General features: G+C 66.6%; 17 protein-coding genes and 2 tRNA genes. 7 read left to right on the top strand and 12 right to left on the bottom strand.

Going from position 1 to position 21,542, the window contains the following annotated elements; genetic code table 11:
- The first annotated feature begins 92 nt into the window (after positions 1 to 92).
- Entirely contained in the window at positions 93 to 1,964 is a 1,872-nt protein-coding gene (sppA, locus tag JNO53_RS07810) for a signal peptide peptidase SppA (protein ID WP_203109382.1), read from the top strand.
- Positions 1,965 to 2,186: 222 nt separating this feature from the next.
- Positions 2,187 to 2,261 (top strand) — tRNA-Val (locus JNO53_RS07805).
- Positions 2,262 to 2,496: 235 nt separating this feature from the next.
- On the opposite strand, the gene JNO53_RS07800 is transcribed toward JNO53_RS07805, so the two are convergent.
- Entirely contained in the window at positions 2,497 to 3,834 is a 1,338-nt protein-coding gene (locus tag JNO53_RS07800; RefSeq protein WP_203109380.1) for an MFS transporter, read from the bottom strand.
- Between the two features lie 290 nt (positions 3,835 to 4,124).
- Here JNO53_RS07800 and JNO53_RS07795 point away from each other — a divergent pair, with 290 nt between their 5' ends.
- Positions 4,125 to 7,187: a TonB-dependent receptor gene (locus tag JNO53_RS07795; protein WP_203109378.1), complete on the top strand. Its 3,063-nt coding sequence runs from the start codon at positions 4,125 to 4,127 to the stop codon at positions 7,185 to 7,187.
- An 81-nt stretch (positions 7,188 to 7,268) separates the two neighbouring features.
- Here the strand turns inward: JNO53_RS07795 and JNO53_RS07790 are convergent, their stop codons facing one another.
- Positions 7,269 to 9,296 (bottom strand): TonB-dependent receptor plug domain-containing protein, encoded by a 2,028-nt coding sequence (locus JNO53_RS07790; protein WP_203109376.1) that lies wholly within the window; start codon positions 9,294 to 9,296, stop codon positions 7,269 to 7,271.
- A 107-nt stretch (positions 9,297 to 9,403) separates the two neighbouring features.
- Positions 9,404 to 9,493: transfer RNA gene (locus JNO53_RS07785), tRNA-Ser, on the bottom strand.
- 161 nt (positions 9,494 to 9,654) lie between these two features.
- On the opposite strand from JNO53_RS07785, the gene hspQ reads away from it, so the two are divergent.
- On the top strand, positions 9,655 to 10,035 hold the full coding sequence (gene hspQ, locus JNO53_RS07780) for a heat shock protein HspQ (RefSeq protein ID WP_203109374.1): 381 nt from the start codon (positions 9,655 to 9,657) through the stop codon (positions 10,033 to 10,035).
- Between the two features lie 16 nt (positions 10,036 to 10,051).
- Here hspQ and JNO53_RS07775 read toward each other — a convergent pair whose 3' ends face one another.
- Positions 10,052 to 10,876, bottom strand: coding sequence for an ABC transporter permease (locus JNO53_RS07775; protein WP_238401738.1), 825 nt, complete (start codon positions 10,874 to 10,876; stop codon positions 10,052 to 10,054).
- A gap of 152 nt (positions 10,877 to 11,028) precedes the next feature.
- Here JNO53_RS07775 and JNO53_RS07770 point away from each other — a divergent pair, with 152 nt between their 5' ends.
- Together JNO53_RS07770 and JNO53_RS07765 are read left to right on the top strand one after the other, a co-directional pair.
- Positions 11,029 to 11,721 carry a GcrA family cell cycle regulator gene (locus JNO53_RS07770; RefSeq protein ID WP_203109370.1) on the top strand — a complete coding sequence of 231 codons (693 nt, stop codon included), beginning with the start codon at positions 11,029 to 11,031 and terminating at the stop codon, positions 11,719 to 11,721.
- Positions 11,722 to 11,816: 95 nt separating this feature from the next.
- Entirely contained in the window at positions 11,817 to 12,341 is a 525-nt protein-coding gene (locus tag JNO53_RS07765) for a DUF1993 domain-containing protein (RefSeq protein WP_203109368.1), read from the top strand.
- Between the two features lie 4 nt (positions 12,342 to 12,345).
- Here JNO53_RS07765 and JNO53_RS07760 read toward each other — a convergent pair whose 3' ends face one another.
- From JNO53_RS07760 to JNO53_RS07725, 8 genes are all read right to left on the bottom strand, one after another.
- Positions 12,346 to 13,029, bottom strand: coding sequence for a spermidine synthase (locus JNO53_RS07760; protein WP_203109366.1), 684 nt, complete (start codon positions 13,027 to 13,029; stop codon positions 12,346 to 12,348).
- Between the two features lie 85 nt (positions 13,030 to 13,114).
- Positions 13,115 to 15,418, bottom strand: a complete 2,304-nt coding sequence (gene pnp, locus JNO53_RS07755; protein ID WP_203109364.1) for a polyribonucleotide nucleotidyltransferase — start codon at positions 15,416 to 15,418, stop codon at positions 13,115 to 13,117.
- Between the two features lie 258 nt (positions 15,419 to 15,676).
- Positions 15,677 to 15,946 carry a 30S ribosomal protein S15 gene (gene rpsO / locus JNO53_RS07750; RefSeq protein ID WP_203109362.1) on the bottom strand — a complete coding sequence of 90 codons (270 nt, stop codon included), beginning with the start codon at positions 15,944 to 15,946 and terminating at the stop codon, positions 15,677 to 15,679.
- 5 nt (positions 15,947 to 15,951) lie between these two features.
- On the bottom strand, positions 15,952 to 16,944 hold the full coding sequence (truB, locus tag JNO53_RS07745) for a tRNA pseudouridine(55) synthase TruB (RefSeq protein WP_203109361.1): 993 nt from the start codon (positions 16,942 to 16,944) through the stop codon (positions 15,952 to 15,954).
- A complete protein-coding gene (locus JNO53_RS07740) occupies positions 16,941 to 17,444 on the bottom strand; it encodes a DUF2239 family protein (protein WP_203109359.1) in 504 nt (167 codons plus the stop codon). The genes truB and JNO53_RS07740 overlap by 4 nt, the downstream gene beginning before the upstream one ends.
- 65 nt (positions 17,445 to 17,509) lie before the next feature.
- A complete protein-coding gene (locus JNO53_RS07735; RefSeq protein ID WP_203109744.1) occupies positions 17,510 to 18,190 on the bottom strand; it encodes a site-2 protease family protein in 681 nt (226 codons plus the stop codon).
- 41 nt (positions 18,191 to 18,231) lie between these two features.
- Entirely contained in the window at positions 18,232 to 18,810 is a 579-nt protein-coding gene (locus JNO53_RS07730; protein WP_203109357.1) for a thymidine kinase, read from the bottom strand.
- A 53-nt stretch (positions 18,811 to 18,863) separates the two neighbouring features.
- Positions 18,864 to 19,793, bottom strand: coding sequence for a bifunctional helix-turn-helix transcriptional regulator/GNAT family N-acetyltransferase (locus tag JNO53_RS07725; RefSeq protein WP_203109355.1), 930 nt, complete (start codon positions 19,791 to 19,793; stop codon positions 18,864 to 18,866).
- Between the two features lie 133 nt (positions 19,794 to 19,926).
- On the opposite strand from JNO53_RS07725, the gene JNO53_RS07720 reads away from it, so the two are divergent.
- Positions 19,927 to 21,534, top strand: a complete 1,608-nt coding sequence (locus JNO53_RS07720; protein ID WP_338015323.1) for an AbgT family transporter — start codon at positions 19,927 to 19,929, stop codon at positions 21,532 to 21,534.
- The last annotated feature ends 8 nt before the right edge of the window (positions 21,535 to 21,542 follow it).

Raw genomic sequence — 21,542 nt, 5'->3', positions numbered from 1 at the left:
CCCGTCAGCCGCTCGCGCGCTTTCGGGTGGAACCTTTCGCCCGCACTCCCTAGGGTTCATGCTGGGACGATATTTCCGGAGAATTCGAACTGATGAGCTTCGCAGGCAAGGTTTGGCGATTGCTGGTGGGCATCAAGGACGGGATGAGCCTCCTCTTCCTGCTGCTCTTCTTCATGGCGCTCTATGCCCTCCTGACTGCCCGGCCCAGCCCTGCCCAGGTGCGCGAAGGCGCGCTGCTGCTCGAGCTTGACGGTGTCGTGGTGGAGGAAAAGTCGGAGATCGATCCGTTCACGGTGCTGCTCAGCGGAGAGCCGCCGATCACGGAGTTCCAGTCGCGCGACCTCGTTCGCGCGATCGACGAAGCGGCGACCGACGACCGGGTCAAGGCGGTCGTGCTCGATCTCACCTCGTTCCTCGGCGGCGGGCAAGTGCACCTGCAGGACATCGGCGAAGCGCTCGACCGCGTGCGGGCGGCCGACAAGCCGGTGCTGAGCTATGCCGTGGCCTATGGCGACGATGCGATGATGCTTGCCTCGCACGCCAGCGAGGTCTGGGTCGATCCGCTGGGCGGCGCGATCATCGCCGGGCCGGGCGGTTCGAACATCTATTTCGGCGAGCTGCTCGAGAACCTTCAGGTCAACGCGCACATCTACAAGGTCGGCGAGTACAAATCGGCGGTCGAACCCTATTCGCGTTCCGACATGTCGCCCGAAGCGCGGGAGAACTACCAGGCGCTCTACGGCGCACTGTGGGAAGAGTGGCAGGCCAACGTGAAGAAGGCGCGCCCGCAGATCCAGCTCGACCGGGTCACGCAGCAGCCGGTCGAATGGATCGCCGGCGCGGACGGCGATCTCGCGACCGCCGCGATGGAAGCCGGCCTCGTCGACAAGCTGGGCAGCAAGACCGAGTTCGGCGAACGCGTGGCGGAGATCGCCGGCGCGGACACCTGGGACGACACCCCCGGAAAGTACGCGCATACCGAGCTCGACCCCTGGCTGGCGGACATCGAGCCGGAGCAGCCCGGCAAGAAGATCGGTGTCGTCACCATCGCGGGAACGATCGTCGACGGCGATGCCGGGCCCGGCACCGCGGGCGGCGACCGCATCCGCGACATCCTGCTCGATGCGCTCGACGAGGATCTGGCGGCGCTGGTCGTGCGCGTCGATTCGCCCGGCGGCTCGGTCACTGCGTCGGAGGAGATCCGCCGCGGCATCCTGCGCCACAAGGCGAAGGACATTCCGATCGTCGTCTCCATGGCCAATGTCGCGGCGAGCGGCGGCTATTGGGTCTCGACCCCGGCGGATCGCATCTTTGCCGAGCCCGAGACGATCACCGGATCGATCGGCATCTTCGCGGTCATTCCGACGTTCGAGAATGCTGCGGCCAACTGGGGCATCCACGCCGACGGCGTGCGCACCACGCCGCTGTCTGGCCAGCCCGACCTGATCGGCGGGTTCACGCCTGAGATCGAGGCGATCCTGCAGAGCTCGATCGAGAACGGCTACCGCGACTTCCTGACGCGGGTCGCCGAATCGCGCAGCATGACGCCCGCACAGGTCGACGCCATCGGCCAGGGCCGCGTGTGGGACGGTGGCACCGCGCGCCAGATCGGCCTGGTCGACCAGTACGGCGGGCTCGACGATGCGGTCGCGTGGGCCGCCAAGCAGGCCAAGCTGGAGGAAGGCGGCTGGCATCTCGAATTCCTCGGCGACGATGTGCAGCCTTACGATTCGCTGATCCGCCAGATCGTCGCGGGCGAAAGCGCGCGGAGCGGCGACATCTTCGCCATGGTCGCCCGCCGCGAACAGACGCTGCTGGCCCGCGTCGCCAGCGACGTGGACCGGCTGCTGTCGGTGAGCGGAATGCAAGCCTACTGCCTCGCCTGCCCGCCCTCACCCGAGGCGAGGGCGCGTGTGGCGGAGCCCAAGGGCTGGCTGAAGCGCATGTTCGCCTTGCTGAACTGACCCGCCAAAGCGTCAATCTAGTCCGTGATCCCAGTGAAAGCTGGGGTCGTTCTCCGTCAGGTCGGACTTCGCGGCATGCGATCCCAGCTTTCGCTGGGATGACGGGAGAATGACCGGCGGCGTTCGCGTAACGGGAAACGGTGATCACCGCGCTTGCCAAGTCCGGCGGTGCATGGCAAAGGCGCGCCCCTGCCGTGGAGGCATGCCGCGAGGCACTCCGGCGGGCGCGTAGCTCAGTGGTAGAGCACACCCTTCACACGGGTGGGGTCGCAAGTTCAATCCTTGCCGCGCCCACCATGATTTCAAGCACTTAGCTCGTTCGACGGGTGACTTCGAACAACGGAATTCGCCGGGAGATATTCCCGAATCGCAACCCGATGAGCTGCTCATCTCCTTGTGAGCGTCTGGCAACAGGAATGCCGCGCGCCGCCGATGGCTTCACGATCCTCAGCCCATTATAGGCCCGGCCCTTCGATCGCTTGCCTGAGCGAATGCATAGCTGCCGCGTCACGTCGATCGCCTCAGAGGAGGATTACCTGCCTCCCGTCTCAGCCGCATCGGCCTCGTCGATCGCGAGCAGCGAGGTAGCTTTGCTTTCGCGCATGACGAGCGCAGCGATCAGGCTGACTGCGCCGGCAAACAGGATGTAGAGTGCGATCGGCATCCAGTCGTCGTACTCTCGCAGCAGCGCCGTGCCGATCAGCGGCGCCCAGGACCCGGCGATGATCGCGGTCACCTGATAGCCGAGCGACACGCCCGAATAGCGCATCCGGGTAGGAAACATCTCGGCCATGATCGCCGGCTGCGGGGCGTACATGAAGGCGTGAATAGCGAGGCCGAGCATGATCGCCGCGAGGATCATCGCCGTGCTGCCGGTGTCGAACATCGGGAACGCGGAAAAAGGCCAGGCCATGGTGAGCGCCGCGCCGACGATATAGACCGGCCGTCGGCCGATCCGGTCGGCGAGCGCGCCTGCGGCCGGGATAACGGCAACGTGGAGAATATGCGCCGCGAACAGCAAGGCGAGGATGCGCGTCGTGTCGATCTCGCGGTGATGGAGATAGGTGATCGAGAACGTGACGATCATATAATAGACGATGTTCTCGCCGAAGCGCAGCCCCATCGCGGTGAACACACCCCGCGGATAACGCTTGAACACTTCGACCAGACCATAGCCGGTCTCGGCTGCCTGTTCGGCTTTCGCCTTCGCCGCCTTGAAGATCGGAGAATCGCTGACCTGGGTGCGGATGTAATAGCCGATCGCGACGATCACCACCGACAGCCAGAAGCCGACGCGCCAGCCCCAGGCGAGGAAGTCCTCGTGTGGCAGCGTTGCCGAGAGGATCAGCAGCACCGCCGTCGCCAGCAGGTTACCCAGCGGTACCCCCGCCTGCGGGAAACTGCCCCAGAACGCACGGCTCCTGTTCGGACTGTGCTCGGTGACGAGCAGCACCGCGCCGCCCCACTCGCCGCCGAGCGCGAAGCCCTGCACGAAGCGGAGCAGCACCAGAAGCACGGGCGCCCAGTAGCCGATGCTGTCGAAGCTGGGCAGGCAGCCCATCAGAAACGTCGAAACACCGATCAGGATCAGGCTGAATTGCAGGAGCGATTTGCGCCCCACCTTGTCGCCGACATGGCCGAACACGATCCCGCCCAGGGGCCGGGCGATGAAGCCCACGGCATAGGTGGCAAAGGCAGCGATGATGCCGTCGAGTTCGTTGCCCGTTTCGGGAAAGAAGAGCTGGCCGAATACCAGCGTGGCCGCGGTCCCGTAGAGAAAGAACTCGTACCACTCGACCACCGTGCCGGCCATCGATGCGCCGACGACCTTCCGCAGATAGGGGAGGTCCGCCTGTTCTTCGTGCCGCATGTCTTTTCCTCTTCCCCCAGCATTTCCCCTACGTCGGTCGACCGGGAATTTGAAGACATGTCGCAGCTAGCTGGTGGCAGGACGTCCTCCGACCATCCGCAGACCACCGCGACCGTGCGGCCATATCGACGCTTGCTGACCTCAACGGATCGAACGAGGAGCCAGGATCGACTGCCTCTGGCTTAGAAATTGGTATGACAGATTGGATGTTATGGGTATGCATTTACGGTTGACATATCTGGCCTAGGAGATATCTCGCCTCCCATAACAAGCCCTTTGGGAGGGATCTCATGTCGAAGTTCGCCGACGGCGGCCCCGCAGCCGCGATCAATTCTCGTTTCCTCGCCGCGCTTCTGGCCGGGACCGCATTGTCGGCCCTGGCACTACCCGGTGCGGCATTCGCCCAGACGGCCGAAGAAGATGCCGGTGCCGTGAACGACGCGGGAGACGGCCAGACTGGCGAGAGCGAGAACGTCATCGTCGTCGAGGGTATTCGCAGCTCGCTGCAAAGCGCGCTCGCGGAGGAACGCCGGGCCGATAATCTGATCGAGGTCATCCAGGCCGAGGATATCGGCAAGCTGCCGGACCAGAACCTGGCCGAGGTGCTCGAGAACATCTCCGGCATTCAGATCACCCGGGAAGCAGGCGTCGGCACTGCGGTGCAGATCCGCGGGACGGACGAGAACCGCACCGAGATCAACGGGGTGTCCACCGTCGGTTCCGGCGCCGGGCGCGGGGGCATCAGCTTCGAGGATCTGTCCGCCTCGATCGTCGCTTCGGTCGAGGTGACCAAAGTGCCGGACGCCAGCACGATCGAGGGATCGGTCGGCGGCACGATCAACCTGCGGACGATCCGCCCGCTGGATCTGTCGGAGCCGCTCATCGCCGCCCGCGCCCAGGTCGAGCACAGCGACTTCTCGGAAAGCTATCTGCCGCGCTTCTCCGGCACGATCGGCAACCGCTGGTCGACGGGTGCGGGCGAGTTCGGTGTCGTGGTCAGCGGAAGTTACGCCCGTCAGGACGTCACCGCGTTCCGGCCGCGCGTCGACCGCGACGCCGTCGTCCTGCCCACCGACGATACCGCGAGTGCCGAGGACTTCCCGTTCCTCCGCACCCAGTTCTTCGACCAGGATCTCAACAACTACGAATACGAGACGCTGAACCTCGTCGGGTCGCTGGAATGGTCGCCGAGCCCGGAGCTGAAGTTCTATTTCGACGGCATCTACAACGACCAGCAGCGCAGGCAGGAAAGCTCCCGGGTGCAGCTCTCCGGCGTCTCGGCGAGCGACGTGGTCGACAACACCACCAACACCTCGTTCGAAACCATCGATTTCGGCAGCCTGGATGGGCCGAACGGCCCGATCGATCTGGGCACGGTCGAAGCCGCACTGACCGGCGTGATCGAACCCGGCGCGACCGATCCGAACCTGCGGACATCGAGCAATACCGGCGCTCGCCTGACCAAGAGCCACGTCTGGAGGCTCGGCGGCGAGTGGGAGCGCGACCGGTTCAAGGTCCGGCTCGAAGGCGCGCTGTCGACTTCGGATACGGTGAACCCCGATTTCACCACCACTCTCGATTTCATCAACCCGAACCACACGCAGCCGGTTTTCGGAGGCGAGGTCGACAATGGCGTCCCGGTGGAGTTCGACCTCAGCAATCAGATGCTTCAGTTCGGCATCGCGCAAGGGCTGGCGACGACCCCGACGACGGCGCAACTGCTCGATCCTGCGAACTATCAGCTACGCCAGGTGCAGCAGAGCCATGACATCTCGGAGAACCGGGAACTCGCGCTCCGGTTCGATCTCACCTACGACATGGAACAGTCCATGCCGTTCATCACGTCGATCGACGCCGGGTATCGCTTCAACGAAACCTCCAGCCTGAACGACGACTTCTCCCAGAACTTCAACTACACCAGCGCCACGGCGGACTTCGCCAGGCCGAGTGCCGATTTCTTCTCCGACATCGTCGTGCCGGGGCCCAGCAATTTCGGCGCGGCCGACGGCCGGGACCTGTTCATCGGCGACTTTCTCATCATCGATCCCGAGCTGTCGTTCTCGGATCCGGACGCGGTTCGCGATGCGCTCAACGCCGCCATCGCGGCCAGCAATGCCGCGAATCCCGACCTGCCTCCGGTCAGTCCGATCACCGAGCCGACGCAGTCGGCCAGTGCGTTCTTCGACATTACGGAGCAGACGCACGCGGCCTACCTGCAGGCCAATTTCGATGGCTACGACCTCGGCTTGCCGGTGCGGGGCAACCTGGGCGTACGCTACGTCCTCACCGACGTTAATTCGCGCGGGAACACCATCGTCAACGGAGCGGCGTCGCCGGTCGTCCAGACGGGTTCGTACAATTTCTGGCTGCCGCGCTTCAATCTCGTGATCGAGCCGGCGCAGGATTTCGTGATCCGTGCCGGCGTCGCAAGAGACATCAACCGCCCCGACTTCGACGATCTTTCGACCTCGGTCAGCTTCAGCACCGGCCCGAACACGCCGGTCTCGGTCGGCAACCCGGCGCTGGTGCCCGAAGCCGTGTGGTCGTTCGACCTTTCGGGCGACTGGTACTTCGCACCGTCGAGCATTCTTAGCATCGGCGTGTTCCACAAGATCCGCACGAACCTGTTTTCCAGGTTCCAGGACGATCCGGCGCCGAACCTCGATGCCGACGGGAACCTCAACATCGATATCACGCCACCGTGCGAAGACGGGGGCATCTTCAACCCGATCGCCGATCGCAACATCAACAACCCGACGCCGGGTGACGGGATCTGCGTGCCGCGCGTCACCACCATCAACGGCGAAGGCAATACGACGCAGACCGGCATCGAAGTCGCCTTCCAGCACGATCTGTCGGCCTACGAAGACACGCTGGGCTTCGCCTCCGGTTTCGGGTTCATCGGGAACTACACCTATCAGGTCACCGGCGGCACTGCGGCGAACTTCCCGACGAACTTCCGCGAGGCCGACGGCCCCCGCGACGTCTTCACGCGGCTGGGAATCGTCGGGGCTCAGGATCGGATCACCCTGCCCAACCTTTCCAAGCACTCGTTCAACACCACGCTGTTCTACGACAAGTACGGGCTCAACGCGCGGGTGCGGTACACCTGGCGCTCCAGCTACGTTTCGAACGACTCGTTCTTCTTCGGTCTTCCGCGCATCAACGGCGCGCGCGGCCAGCTCAACGCGAGCGTGAACTACGACGTCACCGACAACATCAACATTGGCGTCGAGGGGATCAATCTGCTGCAGGAAGATCAGGCGCAGTTCTGCGTGAACAACAACGCGCTGCTCTGCTTCCAGGGCCTCACGGATCGCCGCCTGATCGGCAGCATCAGCATCAAGATGTAACGCCAATCCTGCGAAACGCGATCTCGCCGGTGCCGAACGTCTCCCTCGGCGCCGGCGGGAAAGCGGCCCGCCCTCCGCGGTTCAGTAGCCGAAGCGAATGCCCGCCCAGGCGGTGCGCGGCGCACCGAGATCGATCGAGCCGCCGTCGTTGCGGGTCACCACTTCCTCGTCGGTCAGGTTCTCGCCCCGCAGGACAAGCGACAGCCGTTCCGTCAGCGGCACCTGGGCATAGGCGCCCAGGGTTGTCGCGGCCGGCAGCACGTCGGTCTCCTGATCGTCCTCGAACTGCGCGCCGACGTGCCGCACCGAAGCGGACAGCAGCCAGCCCGGCGAAGGCGCCCACGCGAGCGACGCTCCGGCGGCCCAGCGCGGCGTCTGCGCCGGACGATTGCCGTCGAGATCGGCGGAAGAGCCGCGGCCCTCGACCTCGGCATCGGTCCACGCGAGCGTGCCGTCGAACCGCAGGGCGCCGCGCGTAACCGACAGGCCTCCCTCGACCCCGTGCGAGGTGATCGCGGGCAGGTTCTGCCGCTGGCGCAAGTCCGGCGCGAGCGTGACGTTGGCAATGGCCCCCTTCACCCGATTGTCGAACGCGGTGACCGCGAGTTCGACACCTTCGGCCGGGGTCAGGTCGAACCCCGCCTCGAAACCCTCGAGCCGCTCGTTCTCCAGCGCAGCGTTGGCCTGCGTGACCACCGGGAAGACCACGAACGGCCGGTAGAGCTCGTTCAGCGTGGGCTGGCGCAAAGCGCTGTAGGCGGCGGTGCGCAGGCGCAGCGCGCCGCTGAGGCCGTAGGTAGCGCCGGCCCGCCAGCCCAGCGTCCAGTCTGCCCGGTCGGGCGCGACCGTCACCTCCACCGGCACGCCGTTCGCGTCGACCGCGCGGTAGAACCCGCCCGCCACCGTCGTCCGGTCGGCGCGCAGCCCGCCGGTGAGAACGAGATTGCCGAGCGTCCAGTCGTCTTCCACGAACAGGCCGAAGTCGGTGTTCGTGCCGCCCGCGCGGCGGCGCTCGGTCAGCGCGCCGGACATGGCGCTGTAGGCCTCTTCCTGCAGTTCGCCCGAGGCGCGGCGATAATCGACGCCCAGGCGCAGCACGTGGTCGTCGCCAACCGGCGGCCGCAGCTCCAGCTTGCCGCCGAGCCCGGTCGAAGGCGTGTTGCGCTGGTCGAGCACGCGGGTGAACTGGGTGGAACTGATCACGACGTTGGAGAAATTGCGCGCCTGAACATAGCCCAGCGCCTCGAACTGCCAGTCGCCCCGGCCGACCACCCGCAGGCTGGCGTCCTGACCCTCGCTCGAGGAGTCGGCGCCCTCGAAACGCAGCGTGCGGTCGTCGCGGAATACCAGGCCCCGCGCCTGCAGCTCGATCGTCTCGCTCAGCGGCGCGACCCCGCGCAGGCCGACCGACCAGCTATCGAATGCGGCGCGGGCGGTCGCGGGCACGCGGTCCTCCGCCGGGGTGGTGAAGAAGCCCTTGCCGCGGTCCCACCGCCCGTCGACGACGACGAACCCGGCGCCGAGATCTTCGGCCAGGCCCAGGCTCGCTTCGGTCTCGCCGCGGTCGTTGGCGAGCAGCGAGGCGGATAGCGGCCCGAGCGCCGCCGGATCGGCGCTTTCGAGCTCGATCCGTCCCCCGAGCGCGCCGGCGCCGAACGGCCCCGAGCCGCCGCCGCGCGTCACCCGGATCGATCCCAGACGCTCGGGCGCGACGGCGCTCAGCGGGATGTAGCCGAAGAACGGATCGGCCATCGGCACGCCGTCGAGCAGGACCAGCGCGCGGCTCGTCGCATTGCCGCCAAGCGCGCGCAGCGTCACGCCCTGCGCACTGGGGTTCGACGAGCGGCTGTCCGAACGGCGGAACTGCTGGAAACCGGCAACGGCGCCCAGCACGTCCTCTATCCGGCCGGAGGGCGCGCTGACGATCTGGTCGCGCCCGATCACGATCGTGTCGTAGGCAGGGGCCGCCGGCGTCTCCTCGAGACCCTGGCCCAGCACGACGATCTCCCTCGCCTCGCTGTCAGACTTCCCGGCAGAGTCCTGCGCGAGAAGGGGAGCGGCGAGCGTGAGAGGCGGGAGGGCGAAGATCGCGAGGCGGAATGGTAACATGCGCGCCGCCCTAACCGATCGCACGGCGGTAGTCAGGCTCAATTTATCGTGACGAATCGCCGACCGGGCCGCGCTATGCGGTCCCGGCTCATCGGACGAGGGATTCATGGCGGAGAGGGTGGGATTCGAACCCACGGTACCCGTAAGGGCACAACGGTTTTCGAGACCGTCCCGTTCGACCACTCCGGCACCTCTCCGCACGAGAAAGCGCATGGGGCGCGGGGCGCCCCGGGGCGTTCGGGAGGGCGGCGGTTAGCCGAGGTCCGGCGCCTTGCCAAGCCCCTTGTTCGACGTGACTGGGGATGATGCGCGCGCTGCGCTTGTCTGGCGCATGCAACGTCCTATATTTCCGGCTGTAATGGAACGTTCGCAGTTCTTCTCCGCCCAGGCGGGTCGCTTCATCGAGATGCCGCGTCATGCCACCGCCCGGTTCGGGATCGGTGACGTGGTGCGCCACCGCATGTTCGATTTCCGCGGGGTCATCTTCGATATCGACCCGGTCTTCTCGAACAGCGAGGAGTGGTACGAGGCGATCCCGCAGGACATGCGTCCGCGCCGGGATCAGCCGTTCTACCACCTGCTCGCCGAGAACGAGGATTCGTCCTACGTCGCCTACGTCAGCCAGCAGAACCTGCTGCCCGATTCCGACGGGGGGCCGGTCGACCATCCGAACGTGCCCGAACTGTTCGACGAATTCCGCAACGGCCGCTACCGGATGCGCCGTTCGCTGACGCATTGAGCGCAGGCGCGCCGGCTCAGTCCTTGAGCTTCCACCCCGATTTCAGCACGCGGTAGCAGAAGTACGCGAGGGCGAGGTTGAACAGGCCGAGGCCGATTGCGCTCTTTACCAGTGCCGCGTCGGTGTTGCCGATGTCGCTCTGCCCCAGAAAGCCGTAGCGGAAGCCCGAGATCACGTAGAAGAACGGGTTCGCGCGGCTGATCGTCTGGAACACCGGGGCGAGGTTGTGGATCACGTAGAACGTGCCCGAAAGCAGCGCGAGCGGGGCGACGACGAAGTTGGTGATCGCCGCGTTGTGGTCGAACTTCTCGGCCCAGATCGAGGTCAGCAGGCCCATCAGCGAGAGCATCACCGCGCCCATCAGGCCGAACCAGACGACAGCCCAGACATGCTCCATCGCCAAGCTGACGCCGGGATAGAACGCCATCGCCAGCGCCACGGCGAGGCCGACCATGATCGCGCGCGTCACCGCGGCGCCGACGATGCCCGCCATCAGCTCGCCTTCCGACAGCGGCGGCATCAACACGTCGATGATCGTGCCCTGGATCTTGCCGCCGAGCAGGGTAAAGCTGGAATTGGCGAAGGCATTCTGCATCATCCCCATGACGATCAGACCGGGCGCGACGAACGTTGCGAACGGCACGCCGAGCACTTCGCGGCCCGAGCGGCCCAGCGCGACGGTGAAGATCACCAGAAACAGCAGCGTGGTGACGGCAGGCGCCCACACGGTCTGCGTCTGCACCTTGAGAAATCGCCGAACCTCCTTCATATAGAGGCTCCACAAACCGATGCGGTTGATCCCGTCGAACACGGGCACGCCGCGCGGCGGAAACCGGCTCATGCCGCCGGGATTTTCGTCAACGGGGAATGAGCCTGTTTCGAGAGGCGAACCGGCGGGTGTGCGGGCTTGATCGGCCATTGTGGCGCGACTAGTGCTCCGCGCCTTCGCTGGCAAGCCGCGCCCCGATAGATTTTATTGCGAATGGAAACCGAATGAGCTGGACCGACGAACGGATCGCCACGCTGAAGAAGATGTGGGAAGGCGGCGCCACCGCCAGCCAGATCGCCGACGAGCTCGGCGGGGTGAGCCGCAATGCGGTGATCGGCAAGGCGCACCGCCTCGGCCTGAAGTCCCGCCCGTCGCCGGTGAAGGCGAACGAGCCGAAGAAGGCGGAGAAGAAGGCCGCCGCCCCTGCGCCCGCTCCGCGGAAACCTGCGCCGCGCCCCGCAGCAGCCAAGACGCCCGAGCCTGCAGCGCCGCCCGCACCGCCGCGCCAGACGAGCGCCGGCGAGCGTGCGCCTGCCGCGCCGCCGTCGTCGCAGCCCCTGCCGAATCCGAGCTCCAACCTGCCCAAGATCGTCTCGGTCGGCCCGGGCGGCTTCCTGCGCCAGGGCCCCGGCGACCAGCAGGCGCCGATCCCGCCGGCCCCGCCGCGCCGCCTGGTGCCGGCCAAGCCGAGCCCCGAGATCGCCGACAAGACCAGCCTGCTCGACCTGAACGACAAGGTCTGCCGCTGGCCGATGGGCCATCCGGGCGAGCCGGACTTCCATTTCTGCGGCGAGGCCGTGAACCCCGGCTTCCCCTACTGCGTCGAGCATTGCGGCCGGGCCTATCAGGCGCAGCTCCCGCGCGGCGCACGCAGACCCCCTCCCCCGCTGCCGTTCGGCGGTCCGCGGGTCCGCTGACCCGCGGCCGCGGCACGCCGGCGCGATCGGCGCTGGCCTGAAACCGGCAAGGCGATTAGGTGCGGTCGCAGACCCGATCGCAAGGAGATCGCCCGATGCCGCTTTCGCTTCACGCCGCCTTCGTTCCGAGCGCCTTGCAGATGCTCGGCGCCACCCGGAAGCTCGTCGACAGGGCGGAAAGCTGGTGCGGCGAGCAGGGCTGCGGCCACGACACGCTCGTCGGCGCGCGTCTGGCCGACGACATGTTCGCCTTCGACTATCAGGTGAAGAGCGTCGCCGTGCACACGCAGGGCGCGATCGAGGGCGTGCGCGAGGGCGTGTTCTCGCCCGACATGAGCGTGCCGCCGGCGACCTTCGAGGCCATGCGCACCAGGCTCGACGAAGCGGCGGGCGCTCTCGAAAGCGTGGGCGTGGACGAGATGGAAAGCTGGATCGGCCGCCCGATGCGCTTCGTGATGGGCGAAAGGTCGATGGATTTCGCCGCGGAAGAGTTCCTGCTCAGCTTCAGCCAGCCGAACTTCTATTTCCACGCCGCGACTGCCTACGACATCCTGCGGATGACGGGGCTGCCGCTGGGCAAGCGCGACTTCATGGGACGGTTGCGGATCAAGCGCGACTGACCCGTCACGCGGGGCGCCGTGCGAACCAGATCGTGTGGCGGGGACCCTTGTTGTTCGGACGGGCGCGGACGGTCCGCTCCTCCACCGCAAAGCCGGCGTCCTTCAGCCGCCGCGTGAAGCGCGGGTCGGGCGCCGCAGACCATACCGCGAGCACGCCGCCGGGATTGAGTGCGTCGCGCGCCCGCGCCAGCCCTCCGCGCCCGTAGAGCCGCTCGTTGCCGTCGCGAACGATCCCGTCCGGGCCATTGTCGACATCGAGCAGGATCGCGTCGTAGCGGTCGCTGGTGCCGTCCACTGCGTCGTCGATCAGGGCGGCGACGTCGGCGATCACGACCTCGCCGCGCGGATCGGCGAGCGTTTCGCCGGTCAGCTCCGCCAGCGGCCCCTGCGCCCATTCGAGAATTTCCGGCACCACCTCGGCGACGACCACCCGGCCCCCTTCCGGCACATGCGCGAGCGCGGCACGGTAGGTGAACCCCATGCCGTAGCCGCCGATCAGCACCCGCGGCCGGGGCGCGGTGAGCCGGGCGAGCGTGAGTTCCGCAAGCTGCTCTTCGGAGAACCGCATGCGGGTGCCCATCAGCTCGTCGCGGCCGAGCATGATCACGAAGTCGCGGCCGTGGCTGATCAGCGTCAGCGTGTCGCCGCCGGGGATATGGGCGGTGGCAAGGGTTTCGCGCGGCAGCATCGGCAGTCTCCATAAACGAAAGGGGCCGCGATATGCTCGCGGCCCCTCTTCTTGTGCGAGCTCCCGCAAAGGGGGCTCGGGCTGTTTAGTCCTTCAGGAAGTCGGGGACGTGGCCTTCGCCGCCGCCCTCGTCACCGCCGCGCTCGCGGCCGCCACGATCGCCCCGGGGGCCGCGATCGCGGTCACGCCCGCCGCCGCTCCGGCCGCGGCGATCGCCGCCGCCGCGTCCACCGCGGCCGCCTTCGCGGTCACCGCGCGGTTCGCGCGGGGGACGGGTGTCCTCCAGCTCCTCGCCGGTTTCCTGGTCGACCACGCGCATCGACAGGCGGACCTTGCCGCGGTTGTCGATCTCGAGGACCTTGACCTTCACTTCCTGGCCTTCGGAAACGACATCGGTCGGCTTCTCGACCCGCTCGTTCTTCATTTCGGAGACGTGGACGAGACCGTCCTTGCCGCCCATGAAGTTCACGAACGCGCCGAAATCGACGATGTTGACGACCTTGCCGTTGTAGATCTTGCCGACCTCGGGCTCCTCGACGATGCCCTGGATCCAGGCCTTGGCGGCCTCGATCTGCGACAGGTCGCTGGACGAGATCTTGATCACGCCCTCATCGTCGATGTCCACCTTCGCGCCGGTTTCGGCGACGATCTCGCGGATCACCTTGCCGCCCGTGCCGATGACGTCGCGGATCTTCGACTTGTCGATCTGCATCGTCTCGATGCGCGGCGCGTGCTTGGACACGTCGGTGCGCGCGGAGCCGAGCGCCTTGGTCATCTCGCCCAGGATATGCGCGCGGCCTTCCTTCGCCTGCGCCAGCGCCTTGGTCATGATCTCCTGCGTGATGCCGGCGACCTTGATGTCCATCTGCAGCGAGGTGATGCCCGCTTCGGTGCCGGCGACCTTGAAGTCCATGTCGCCGAGGTGATCCTCGTCGCCGAGGATGTCGCTGAGCACGGTGAATTCCTCGCCTTCGAGGATCAGGCCCATCGCGATGCCGGAGACCGGGCGTTCGATCGGAACGCCGGCATCCATCATCGAGAGACACCCGCCGCAGACCGTCGCCATCGAGCTCGAGCCGTTGGACTCGGTGATGTCCGACAGGATGCGGATCGTGTACGGGAAGTCCTCATGCTTGGGCAGGACCGGGTGCAGCGCGCGCCAGGCGAGCTTGCCGTGGCCGGTCTCGCGGCGGCTGGTGAAGCCGAAGCGGCCCACTTCGCCGACCGAGTAGGGCGGGAAGTTGTAGTGCAGCATGAAGTGGTTGTACGACAGGCCTTCGAGCCCGTCGATCATCTGCTCGGCATCCTTGGTGCCGAGCGTGGTGGTGCAGATCGCCTGCGTCTCGCCGCGGGTGAACAGCGCCGAACCGTGCGTGCGCGGCAGCAGGCCGACCATCGCCTCGATCGGACGGACCTGATCGACCTTGCGGCCGTCGATGCGGGTGCCTTCCTTGAGGATCGCACCGCGCACGATTTCCGCTTCGAGCTTCTTGGTCAGCTTGATCGCGGTCATGAGCTGCTGCCCGTCGAACTCGTCCGACGAGTAGTGCGCCTTCACCTTCTCGCGCGCGGCATCGATCGTATCGCGGCGGTCGGCCTTGCTGGTCATCTTGTAGGCCTTGGCGATGTCGTCGCCGATCATCGCCTTGATCGCGGCCTTCATTTCCGAGTGATCGTCGGAAGCGGGAAGCTCCCACGGATCCTTCGCAGCCTGCTCAGCCAATTCGATGATCGCGCCGATGACCTTCTTCGATTCCTCGTGCGCGAACATCACCGCGCCGAGCATCTCTTCCTCGGTCAGTTCCTTGGCCTCGGATTCGACCATCATCACCGCATCTTGCGTCGCGGCGACGACGAGGTCGAGGCGGCCGTCCTCCAGCGCCTTGTCCTGGCGCGGGTTGAGCACGTATTCGCCGTCGATGAAGCCGACGCGCGCAGCGCCGATCGGGCCCATGAAGGGCACGCCGGAAATGGTCAGCGCAGCGCTGGCCGCGACCATCGCGAGGATATCGGGCTCGGTCTCACCGTCATAGGAGAGGACCTGCGCGATCACGTTGATCTCGTTGTAGAACCCTTCCGGGAAGAGCGGCCGCACGGGGCGGTCGATCAGGCGGGAGGTGAGCGTTTCCTTCTCCGTCGCGCGGCCTTCGCGCTTGAAGAAGCCGCCCGGGATGCGCCCGGCGGCGGAGAACTTTTCCTGATAGTGGACGGTGAGCGGGAAGAAATCCTGCCCTTCCTTGACCGACTTGGCGGCAGTGACGGCGCACAGCACCACGGTCTCGCCGTAGGTCGCCAGCACGGCGCCATCGGCCTGACGGGCAATACGCCCGGTTTCCAGAGTGAGGGTCTTTCCGCCCCACTCCAGCGATACGGTTTTCGTGTCGAACATCTGATTTTCCTTTGACCCGCCGGCCCTATTGCATCGGCGGGGCTTGCTGCCGGGGATTCCGTCCCGGTCCGGTGCGGGGCCTTTTTCCGTGCCCCAAGGCCCCTCCGCCGGATTGCGAAGGATGACCTCATTCTCGTGAGCTCCCGCGAAAGCGGGGGCCTCAGGCAATTGGCGGAGCGCCGGTGGCACGAGGTCCCCGCCTTCGCGGGGACTCACGAATACAAGAAACGGCCCGCAACGGGGCCGTTTCCGAAACTCTTATTTCCGCAGACCCAGCTTCTGGATCAGCGCATTGTACCGCTCGACATCCGTCTTCTTGAGGTAGGCGAGCAGGCTGCGGCGCTTGTTGACCATGGTCAGCAGGCCGCGGCGCGAGTGGTTGTCCTTGTGGTGTTCCTTGAAGTGCTCGGTCAGGTTGCGGATACGCTCGGTCAGGATCGCGACCTGCACTTCCGGGCTGCCCGTGTCGTTCTTGGCGCGGGCGTTGTCCTTGATGACTTCCTGCTTCTTCTCGGCGGTAACCGACATTCATTTCACTCCGCGGTATCGGGGATGTTGAAGCCCCTGACGACTTTCGCCGTCCCCCCTTCGACTTCCATCAGTGCAACCGGCACATTGCCGGCCTTTGCAAGAAGGAGCCCGTCGGGATGGGGCATTCCGGAAAGGACCCGGCCCTGGCGGACCGCCTGCGCGCTTTCCGGATCGAGTTGGTGGGCCGGGATACCGTCCAGCCCCGCCTCGAGCGGCAGGAGGTGGTCTTCAAGGCGCGCGCCCTTACCGATTTCGTTGAGCGTGTCCAGCGAAATCGCCTGATCCTGCATGAATGGACCGGCCTTGATGCGCCTGAGATAGGTGACGTGACCGACCGTTCCAAGCGCCCTGGCAACGTCCCTTGCCAGGCTGCGGATGTACGTGCCCTTGCTGACATGCGCGACGAGCGTGATGCTGTCGGCCAGTTCGAGCGGCGCCGTGGGATCGAAGGGGCCGAGACGGCCCGCGTCCGACGCGAATGAGGACTCGAGCCTCTCGCCGCTCTCCTCTCGCTCACGAAGGACGCGAAGGTCGTGCACCGTCACTCGGCGCGCCTGCATCGCGACGTCCTCCCCGGCGCGCGCACGATCATAGGCGCGCTTGCCGTCGATCTTCACCGCCGAATAGGAAGGCGGGACCTGTTCGATCTCTCCGGTGAAATGGTGCAGAATCGCCTCGATCGCAGCGATCGGCGGCCGATGATCGGACCGCGCGACCACCTCGCCTTCGGTATCGAGCGTGTCCGTCTCTTCACCGAATTGCACCGTAAATTCATAGACCTTGCTCGCATCGAGCATCCGCCCGGCGAGCTTGGTCGCCTCGCCCAGCGCGATCGGCAGCACGCCTTCCGCGAGCGGATCGAGCGTGCCGCCGTGCCCGACCTTGGTTTTCGCATAGCCCCCCTCGCGCAAGTTGCGCTTGACGGCCCCGACCGCCTGGGTCGAGCCCAGGCCGCGGGGCTTGTCGAGGATCAGCCAGCCGTGAAGTTGCGTCATTCGGGAAACGCGAGCCTCCGTCCGTGGTCGCGGATCGCCGGCGGCCAGTCATGGGTGAAATGGTCGTAACCGACCTTGTTCCCGGCGTACATCTCCCGCACCGCGTCCACGAAATGCGGCAGATTGCCTGCCATCGTGTTGAGGAAGCGATAGGCGCTGTCGTGATGGTCCTTGGCCGTTCGCCCCTTCCGCAGTGCCTCCTCGACCAGCTTGCGCAAGGTCGCCGAAGCGCCGCCGCGCTGCTTCGCCAGCCATTCCCAATGGCGCGGCAGGAGCGTGACTTCCTTCGCCTCGACACCCAGAGCCGGGCGCCCCCGCGGGCGCGGCGCGGGCTGCGCTTCGGGCCGCAGGTCGAGATCGATCTGCCGCCCCGTCTCGTCGTCGAACGCCAGCAGGTCGGAGCTGCGCTCGAGCGGCTGCAGCGCGCGCATCGTGGGCAGGACGTCGTCGGCCGCGCCGTGGGCGACGATCTCGTCTTTCAGGAACACCGTGAGCGTCATCGATTACCTCCGTTGGGAGGCGCATATATAACCCGGATAAAAATAGTCAATTATACCCGGATGAATTAATTCGCGATCCACAACGCCAGGGCCAGATACTTCTCGCGCAGCCATTCGACCGGCGGAAGGACGACGTTCTCGATGATCCCGCTGTCGGGGAAGGCCCAGGTGATCGCGATCAGCGCGATCAGCAGGAACATGCCGATCTGCTGCAGCCGCGCATACTGCGCCGCCATCGAGCGGGGCAGCAGCCCCTCGACGATATGCGAGCCGTCGAACGGCGGGATCGGCAGCAGGTTGAACAGCGCGAGGAAGATGTTGATGACGATGAAATAGTTGAGGCCCGTCAGCACCCACTCGACCGCACCGCTGGGCGGCAGCGTCAGCGTGGTGCCGACCAGCCCGAGCGCAACCGCCCCGATTCCCGCGAGCACGAGATTGGTGCCCGGCCCAGCCGCTGCGACCGCCATCATGCCGTAGCGCGGGTTGTCGAGCCGGTTCTTGCGCACCGGCACCGGCTTGGCCCAGCCGAACACCGGCCCGCCGAACAGCGCCAGCGCGCCCGGCACGATCAGCGTGCCGACCGGATCGACATGGCGGAGCGGATTGAGCGAAAGCCGCCGCTGCTCCTTCGCCGTCGGATCGCCGAGCATCAGCGCGGTCCAGCCGTGCGCGACTTCGTGGAACACGATCGCGATCACCAGGCAGGGGATCAGGATCGCGGCGAGGATCAGGGTTTCGGTCATCGCGGGTAGATAGGGTGGCGGCGCAAGCGCGCCAAGCGCCATCACCCGGCCAACGCCTCCGAAAAGTGCCTGCGGCAGAGCGCGACGTAGCGGTCGTTGCCGCCGATCTCCGTCTGCGCCCCATGCCTGACGGCCGCGCCGCTTTCATCGACACGCAGGTTCATCGTCGCCTTGCGGCCGCAGTGACATACGGCCTTGAGCTCGACCAGCGCGTCGGCGATCCCGAGCAGCACGGCAGAGCCGGGGAACAGCTCGCCCTGGAAGTCGGTTCGCAATCCGTAACAGAGCACCGGGATATTCGCCTCGTCCGCCAGCCGCGCGCATTGCCAGACCTGGGCTCTGGTGAGGAACTGCGCCTCGTCGATCAGGACGCAGCCGAGCGGTTCCGCCTTGTGCGCCGCCGTCACGCGCTGCCACAGGTCGGTCCCCTCATCGTAGCGCTGCGCATCCGCGCCGAGGCCGATGCGGCTTTCGATCGCCTGATGCTCCCCCCGGTCGTCGAGCGCGGCGGTCCACAGCATCGTGTGCATGCCGCGCTCGCGGTAGTTGAAATCGGCCTGCAGCAGCGTGGTCGATTTCCCGGCGTTCATGCTGGCGTAGTAGAAATAGAGCTTGGCCATTCCGGTTGGCTAAGCGCCGGGCGGGCGGCTGCCAATCGCGGCGCCCCAATTGCTCACAGTTCCAGCAGCCAGCTCTCGCTCAGTTCCGGCTTGCCGAAATCGTCATGCGTGTGGGTCTCGGCAATCCGATAGCCCTCGGCAACATAGATGCGCCGGGCGCTTTCGAGCACCGCGTGAGTCCACAGCACGATCCGGCGATATCCGGCCTCCCGCGCGAACGCCGTGCACTGCTTCACCAACGCCTGGCCGACGCCCATCCCGCGTGCTTCCGGCTCGACGTAGAGCAGGCGGAGACGGGCGGTCTCCGCGTCCTCCTCGACGAGAAATACCGAGCCCAGCATCCGCCCCTCCCGCTCCGCGATCCAGCATTGCTCGCGCCCGGACTTGAAGTCGCGCAGAAACGCCGCGGTGATCTCCCCGATCAGCGCTTCCATGCCGCGCCCCCAGCCATAGCCTTCGTGATAGAGGATCGACTGCCGCGCGGTGATCAGGCCCATGTCGCCGGTGCGAAAGGTGCGCAGCGACCACTCCCCGGGCACCGCGCCGAACAGCAGCATGCCCGCCTCCCCCAGCAGCGCGCCAAGACGCCGCGCACCGTCCTCGCCCAGCGGTGCGATCATGCGCGCCGTCTGTGCCGCCGTGGTCCGGTCGAGTTCCGCATAGGCAGTACGCCCCGCCGCCGTCAGTGAGAGCGGCCGCTCCCGCGCGTCCTCCCCGCGTCCCCGCTCCACGAACCCGCGCCGAAGCAGGCGCGCGACGATGCGGCTGAGATAGCCGGGGTCGAGCCGCAAGGGACGGGCTATGTCGCGCGCTAGGACGGGTTCTCGCTGGACGATCTCGTAAAGGACCCGCGCCTCCACCACCGACAGATCGCTGCCCATGTAGCGGGACTCCAGCAGTCCCATCAGTTGCGAGAAATCGCGGTTGAACGCCCGCAAGCGCTGGACGACCCGGTCGGTCACGGGGAGAGCGTCGGCCTCCATCGTTCCCGAGTCACCGATATAGTTGCCGATGTCAAATATTTTCGTCTCCGATGTGGGGGCGGATTAACCGGGGCGACAGCTGCTGCGGGCGATGCTAGCTCCCGCGCACGAAGGACCGTGGAGAGGAACAGGCGTGGTGGAAGCGGCAGAGGGCCGAGCACAGAAGGGTATTCTCGGCTGGATCGAGCGGAGCGGCAACAAGCTGCCCGATCCGGTGTTCCTGTTCTTCTGGCTGATCGCGGTGGTGATCGCGATTTCGCTGCTGGGCAGCCTGCTCGGCTGGTCGGTGGTCCATCCGACCGAGATCGACGAGGCGACGGGCCAGGCGCGCGTGATCGCCGCCACCAGCCTGCTCTCGGCCGAGAACATCCAGCGGCTATGGGTGGAGATGCCTGCAACCTTCACCCACTTCCACCCGCTCGGCTACGTGCTCGTGGTCATGCTCGGCGCGGGCGTGGCGGAGCGCGCCGGGCTGTTCGGAACCGCGATGCGCGCCGGCGTGCGCAACGCGCCCACGTTCCTGCTCACCCCCATCGTTGCCTTCGTCGGCATGATGGGCAACCTCGCCGCCGATGCGGCCTACGTCGTGCTGATTCCGCTCGCGGGGATCATCTTCCACGCCGCCGGGCGCCATCCGGTGGCGGGTATCGCCGCCGCCTTCGCCGGCGTGTCGGGCGGCTTTTCCGCCAACCTCCTGCCCGGCCAGCTCGATGCGCTGCTGTTCGGCATCACCGAAGCCTCGGTCGAGACGGTGTTCGGCGATTTCACCGCGAACATCGCCGGCAACTGGTACTTCATCGCCGCGATGACGGTGCTGTTCCTGCCGGTGATCTGGTACGTCACCGACCGGATGATCGAACCGCGGCTCGGCGCATGGAACCCGGGAATGGCGGGGCGCGAGGATTCCGGCGAACAGGGCGACCGCCCGCTGACCGGCGAGGAACGCAAGGGTCTGCGCCGCGCGGGCCTTGCCGTGCTCGGGGTCGTCGCGCTGTGGCTCGCGTTCACCTTCGGCCCGGGCACGCCGCTTATCGACGAGACCGCAACGCCGGAAGCGCGGCTGACGCCGTTCTACCAGAGCCTCGTCGCGGGCTTCTTCCTGCTCTTCCTGCTCGCCGGCTGGGCTTACGGCGCGGCGGCGGGCACAATCGACGACCACCGCGCGCTGGTGAAGATGATGTCGGGCTCCATGGGCGACATGGCCTATTACCTCGTACTCGCCTTCGCCGCCGCGCACTTCGTGGCCATGTTCGCCTGGTCCAACCTCGGACTGATCCTGGCGGTCAACGGCGCGGACTTCCTCGGCAATTCAGGGCTCCCCGCGTGGGCCCTGCTCGGAGCGATCGTGGTGGTATCGGCGCTGCTCAACATCTTCATCGGCTCGGCGAGCGCCAAGTGGGCGCTGCTCGCGCCGGTGCTGGTGCCGATGCTGATGCTGCTCGGGATCACCCCCGAAATGGCGACCGCCGCCTATCGCGTCGGTGACGGGGCGACCAATATCATCACCCCGCTGATGGTCTACTTCCCGCTGATCCTGATCTTCTGCCAGCGCTGGCAGAAGGACTTCGGCCTCGGCAGCCTCGCCGCGACCATGCTGCCCTACTCGATCGGGTTGCTGCTTGCGGGGCTGGTGATGACGATCGGCTGGGTCATGCTCGATCTTCCGCTCGGCCCGGGCGCCGGCGTGTTCATGGATCCGCCGACGACGGTTCAACCGACCGCCCCGGCGGTGGCGGAGTAGCCGCCTTC

Source organism: Altererythrobacter sp. C41, from assembly GCF_016803135.1.
Classification (GTDB): domain Bacteria; phylum Pseudomonadota; class Alphaproteobacteria; order Sphingomonadales; family Sphingomonadaceae; genus Pelagerythrobacter.
This window is presented reverse-complemented; position numbering and strand designations above follow the sequence as displayed.

Bases quoted from the DNA above. Each gene is read 5' to 3' on its own strand.
- JNO53_RS07730 (WP_203109357.1), bottom strand. From the start codon at position 18,810: ATGGCCAAGCTCTATTTCTACTACGCCAGCATGAACGCCGGGAAATCG.
- JNO53_RS07775 (WP_238401738.1), bottom strand. From the start codon at position 10,876: ATGAGCCGGTTTCCGCCGCGCGGCGTGCCCGTGTTCGACGGGATCAAC.
- JNO53_RS07790 (WP_203109376.1), bottom strand. From the start codon at position 9,296: ATGTTACCATTCCGCCTCGCGATCTTCGCCCTCCCGCCTCTCACGCTC.
- pnp (WP_203109364.1), bottom strand. From the start codon at position 15,418: ATGTTCGACACGAAAACCGTATCGCTGGAGTGGGGCGGAAAGACCCTC.
- JNO53_RS07735 (WP_203109744.1), bottom strand. From the start codon at position 18,190: ATGACCGAAACCCTGATCCTCGCCGCGATCCTGATCCCCTGCCTGGTG.
- sppA (WP_203109382.1), top strand. From the start codon at position 93: ATGAGCTTCGCAGGCAAGGTTTGGCGATTGCTGGTGGGCATCAAGGAC.
- JNO53_RS07800 (WP_203109380.1), bottom strand. From the start codon at position 3,834: ATGCGGCACGAAGAACAGGCGGACCTCCCCTATCTGCGGAAGGTCGTC.
- JNO53_RS07725 (WP_203109355.1), bottom strand. From the start codon at position 19,793: ATGGAGGCCGACGCTCTCCCCGTGACCGACCGGGTCGTCCAGCGCTTG.
- JNO53_RS07765 (WP_203109368.1), top strand. From the start codon at position 11,817: ATGCCGCTTTCGCTTCACGCCGCCTTCGTTCCGAGCGCCTTGCAGATG.
- JNO53_RS07740 (WP_203109359.1), bottom strand. From the start codon at position 17,444: ATGACGCTCACGGTGTTCCTGAAAGACGAGATCGTCGCCCACGGCGCG.
- JNO53_RS07795 (WP_203109378.1), top strand. From the start codon at position 4,125: ATGTCGAAGTTCGCCGACGGCGGCCCCGCAGCCGCGATCAATTCTCGT.
- JNO53_RS07770 (WP_203109370.1), top strand. From the start codon at position 11,029: ATGAGCTGGACCGACGAACGGATCGCCACGCTGAAGAAGATGTGGGAA.
- truB (WP_203109361.1), bottom strand. From the start codon at position 16,944: ATGACGCAACTTCACGGCTGGCTGATCCTCGACAAGCCCCGCGGCCTG.
- hspQ (WP_203109374.1), top strand. From the start codon at position 9,655: ATGGAACGTTCGCAGTTCTTCTCCGCCCAGGCGGGTCGCTTCATCGAG.
- JNO53_RS07760 (WP_203109366.1), bottom strand. From the start codon at position 13,029: ATGCTGCCGCGCGAAACCCTTGCCACCGCCCATATCCCCGGCGGCGAC.
- rpsO (WP_203109362.1), bottom strand. From the start codon at position 15,946: ATGTCGGTTACCGCCGAGAAGAAGCAGGAAGTCATCAAGGACAACGCC.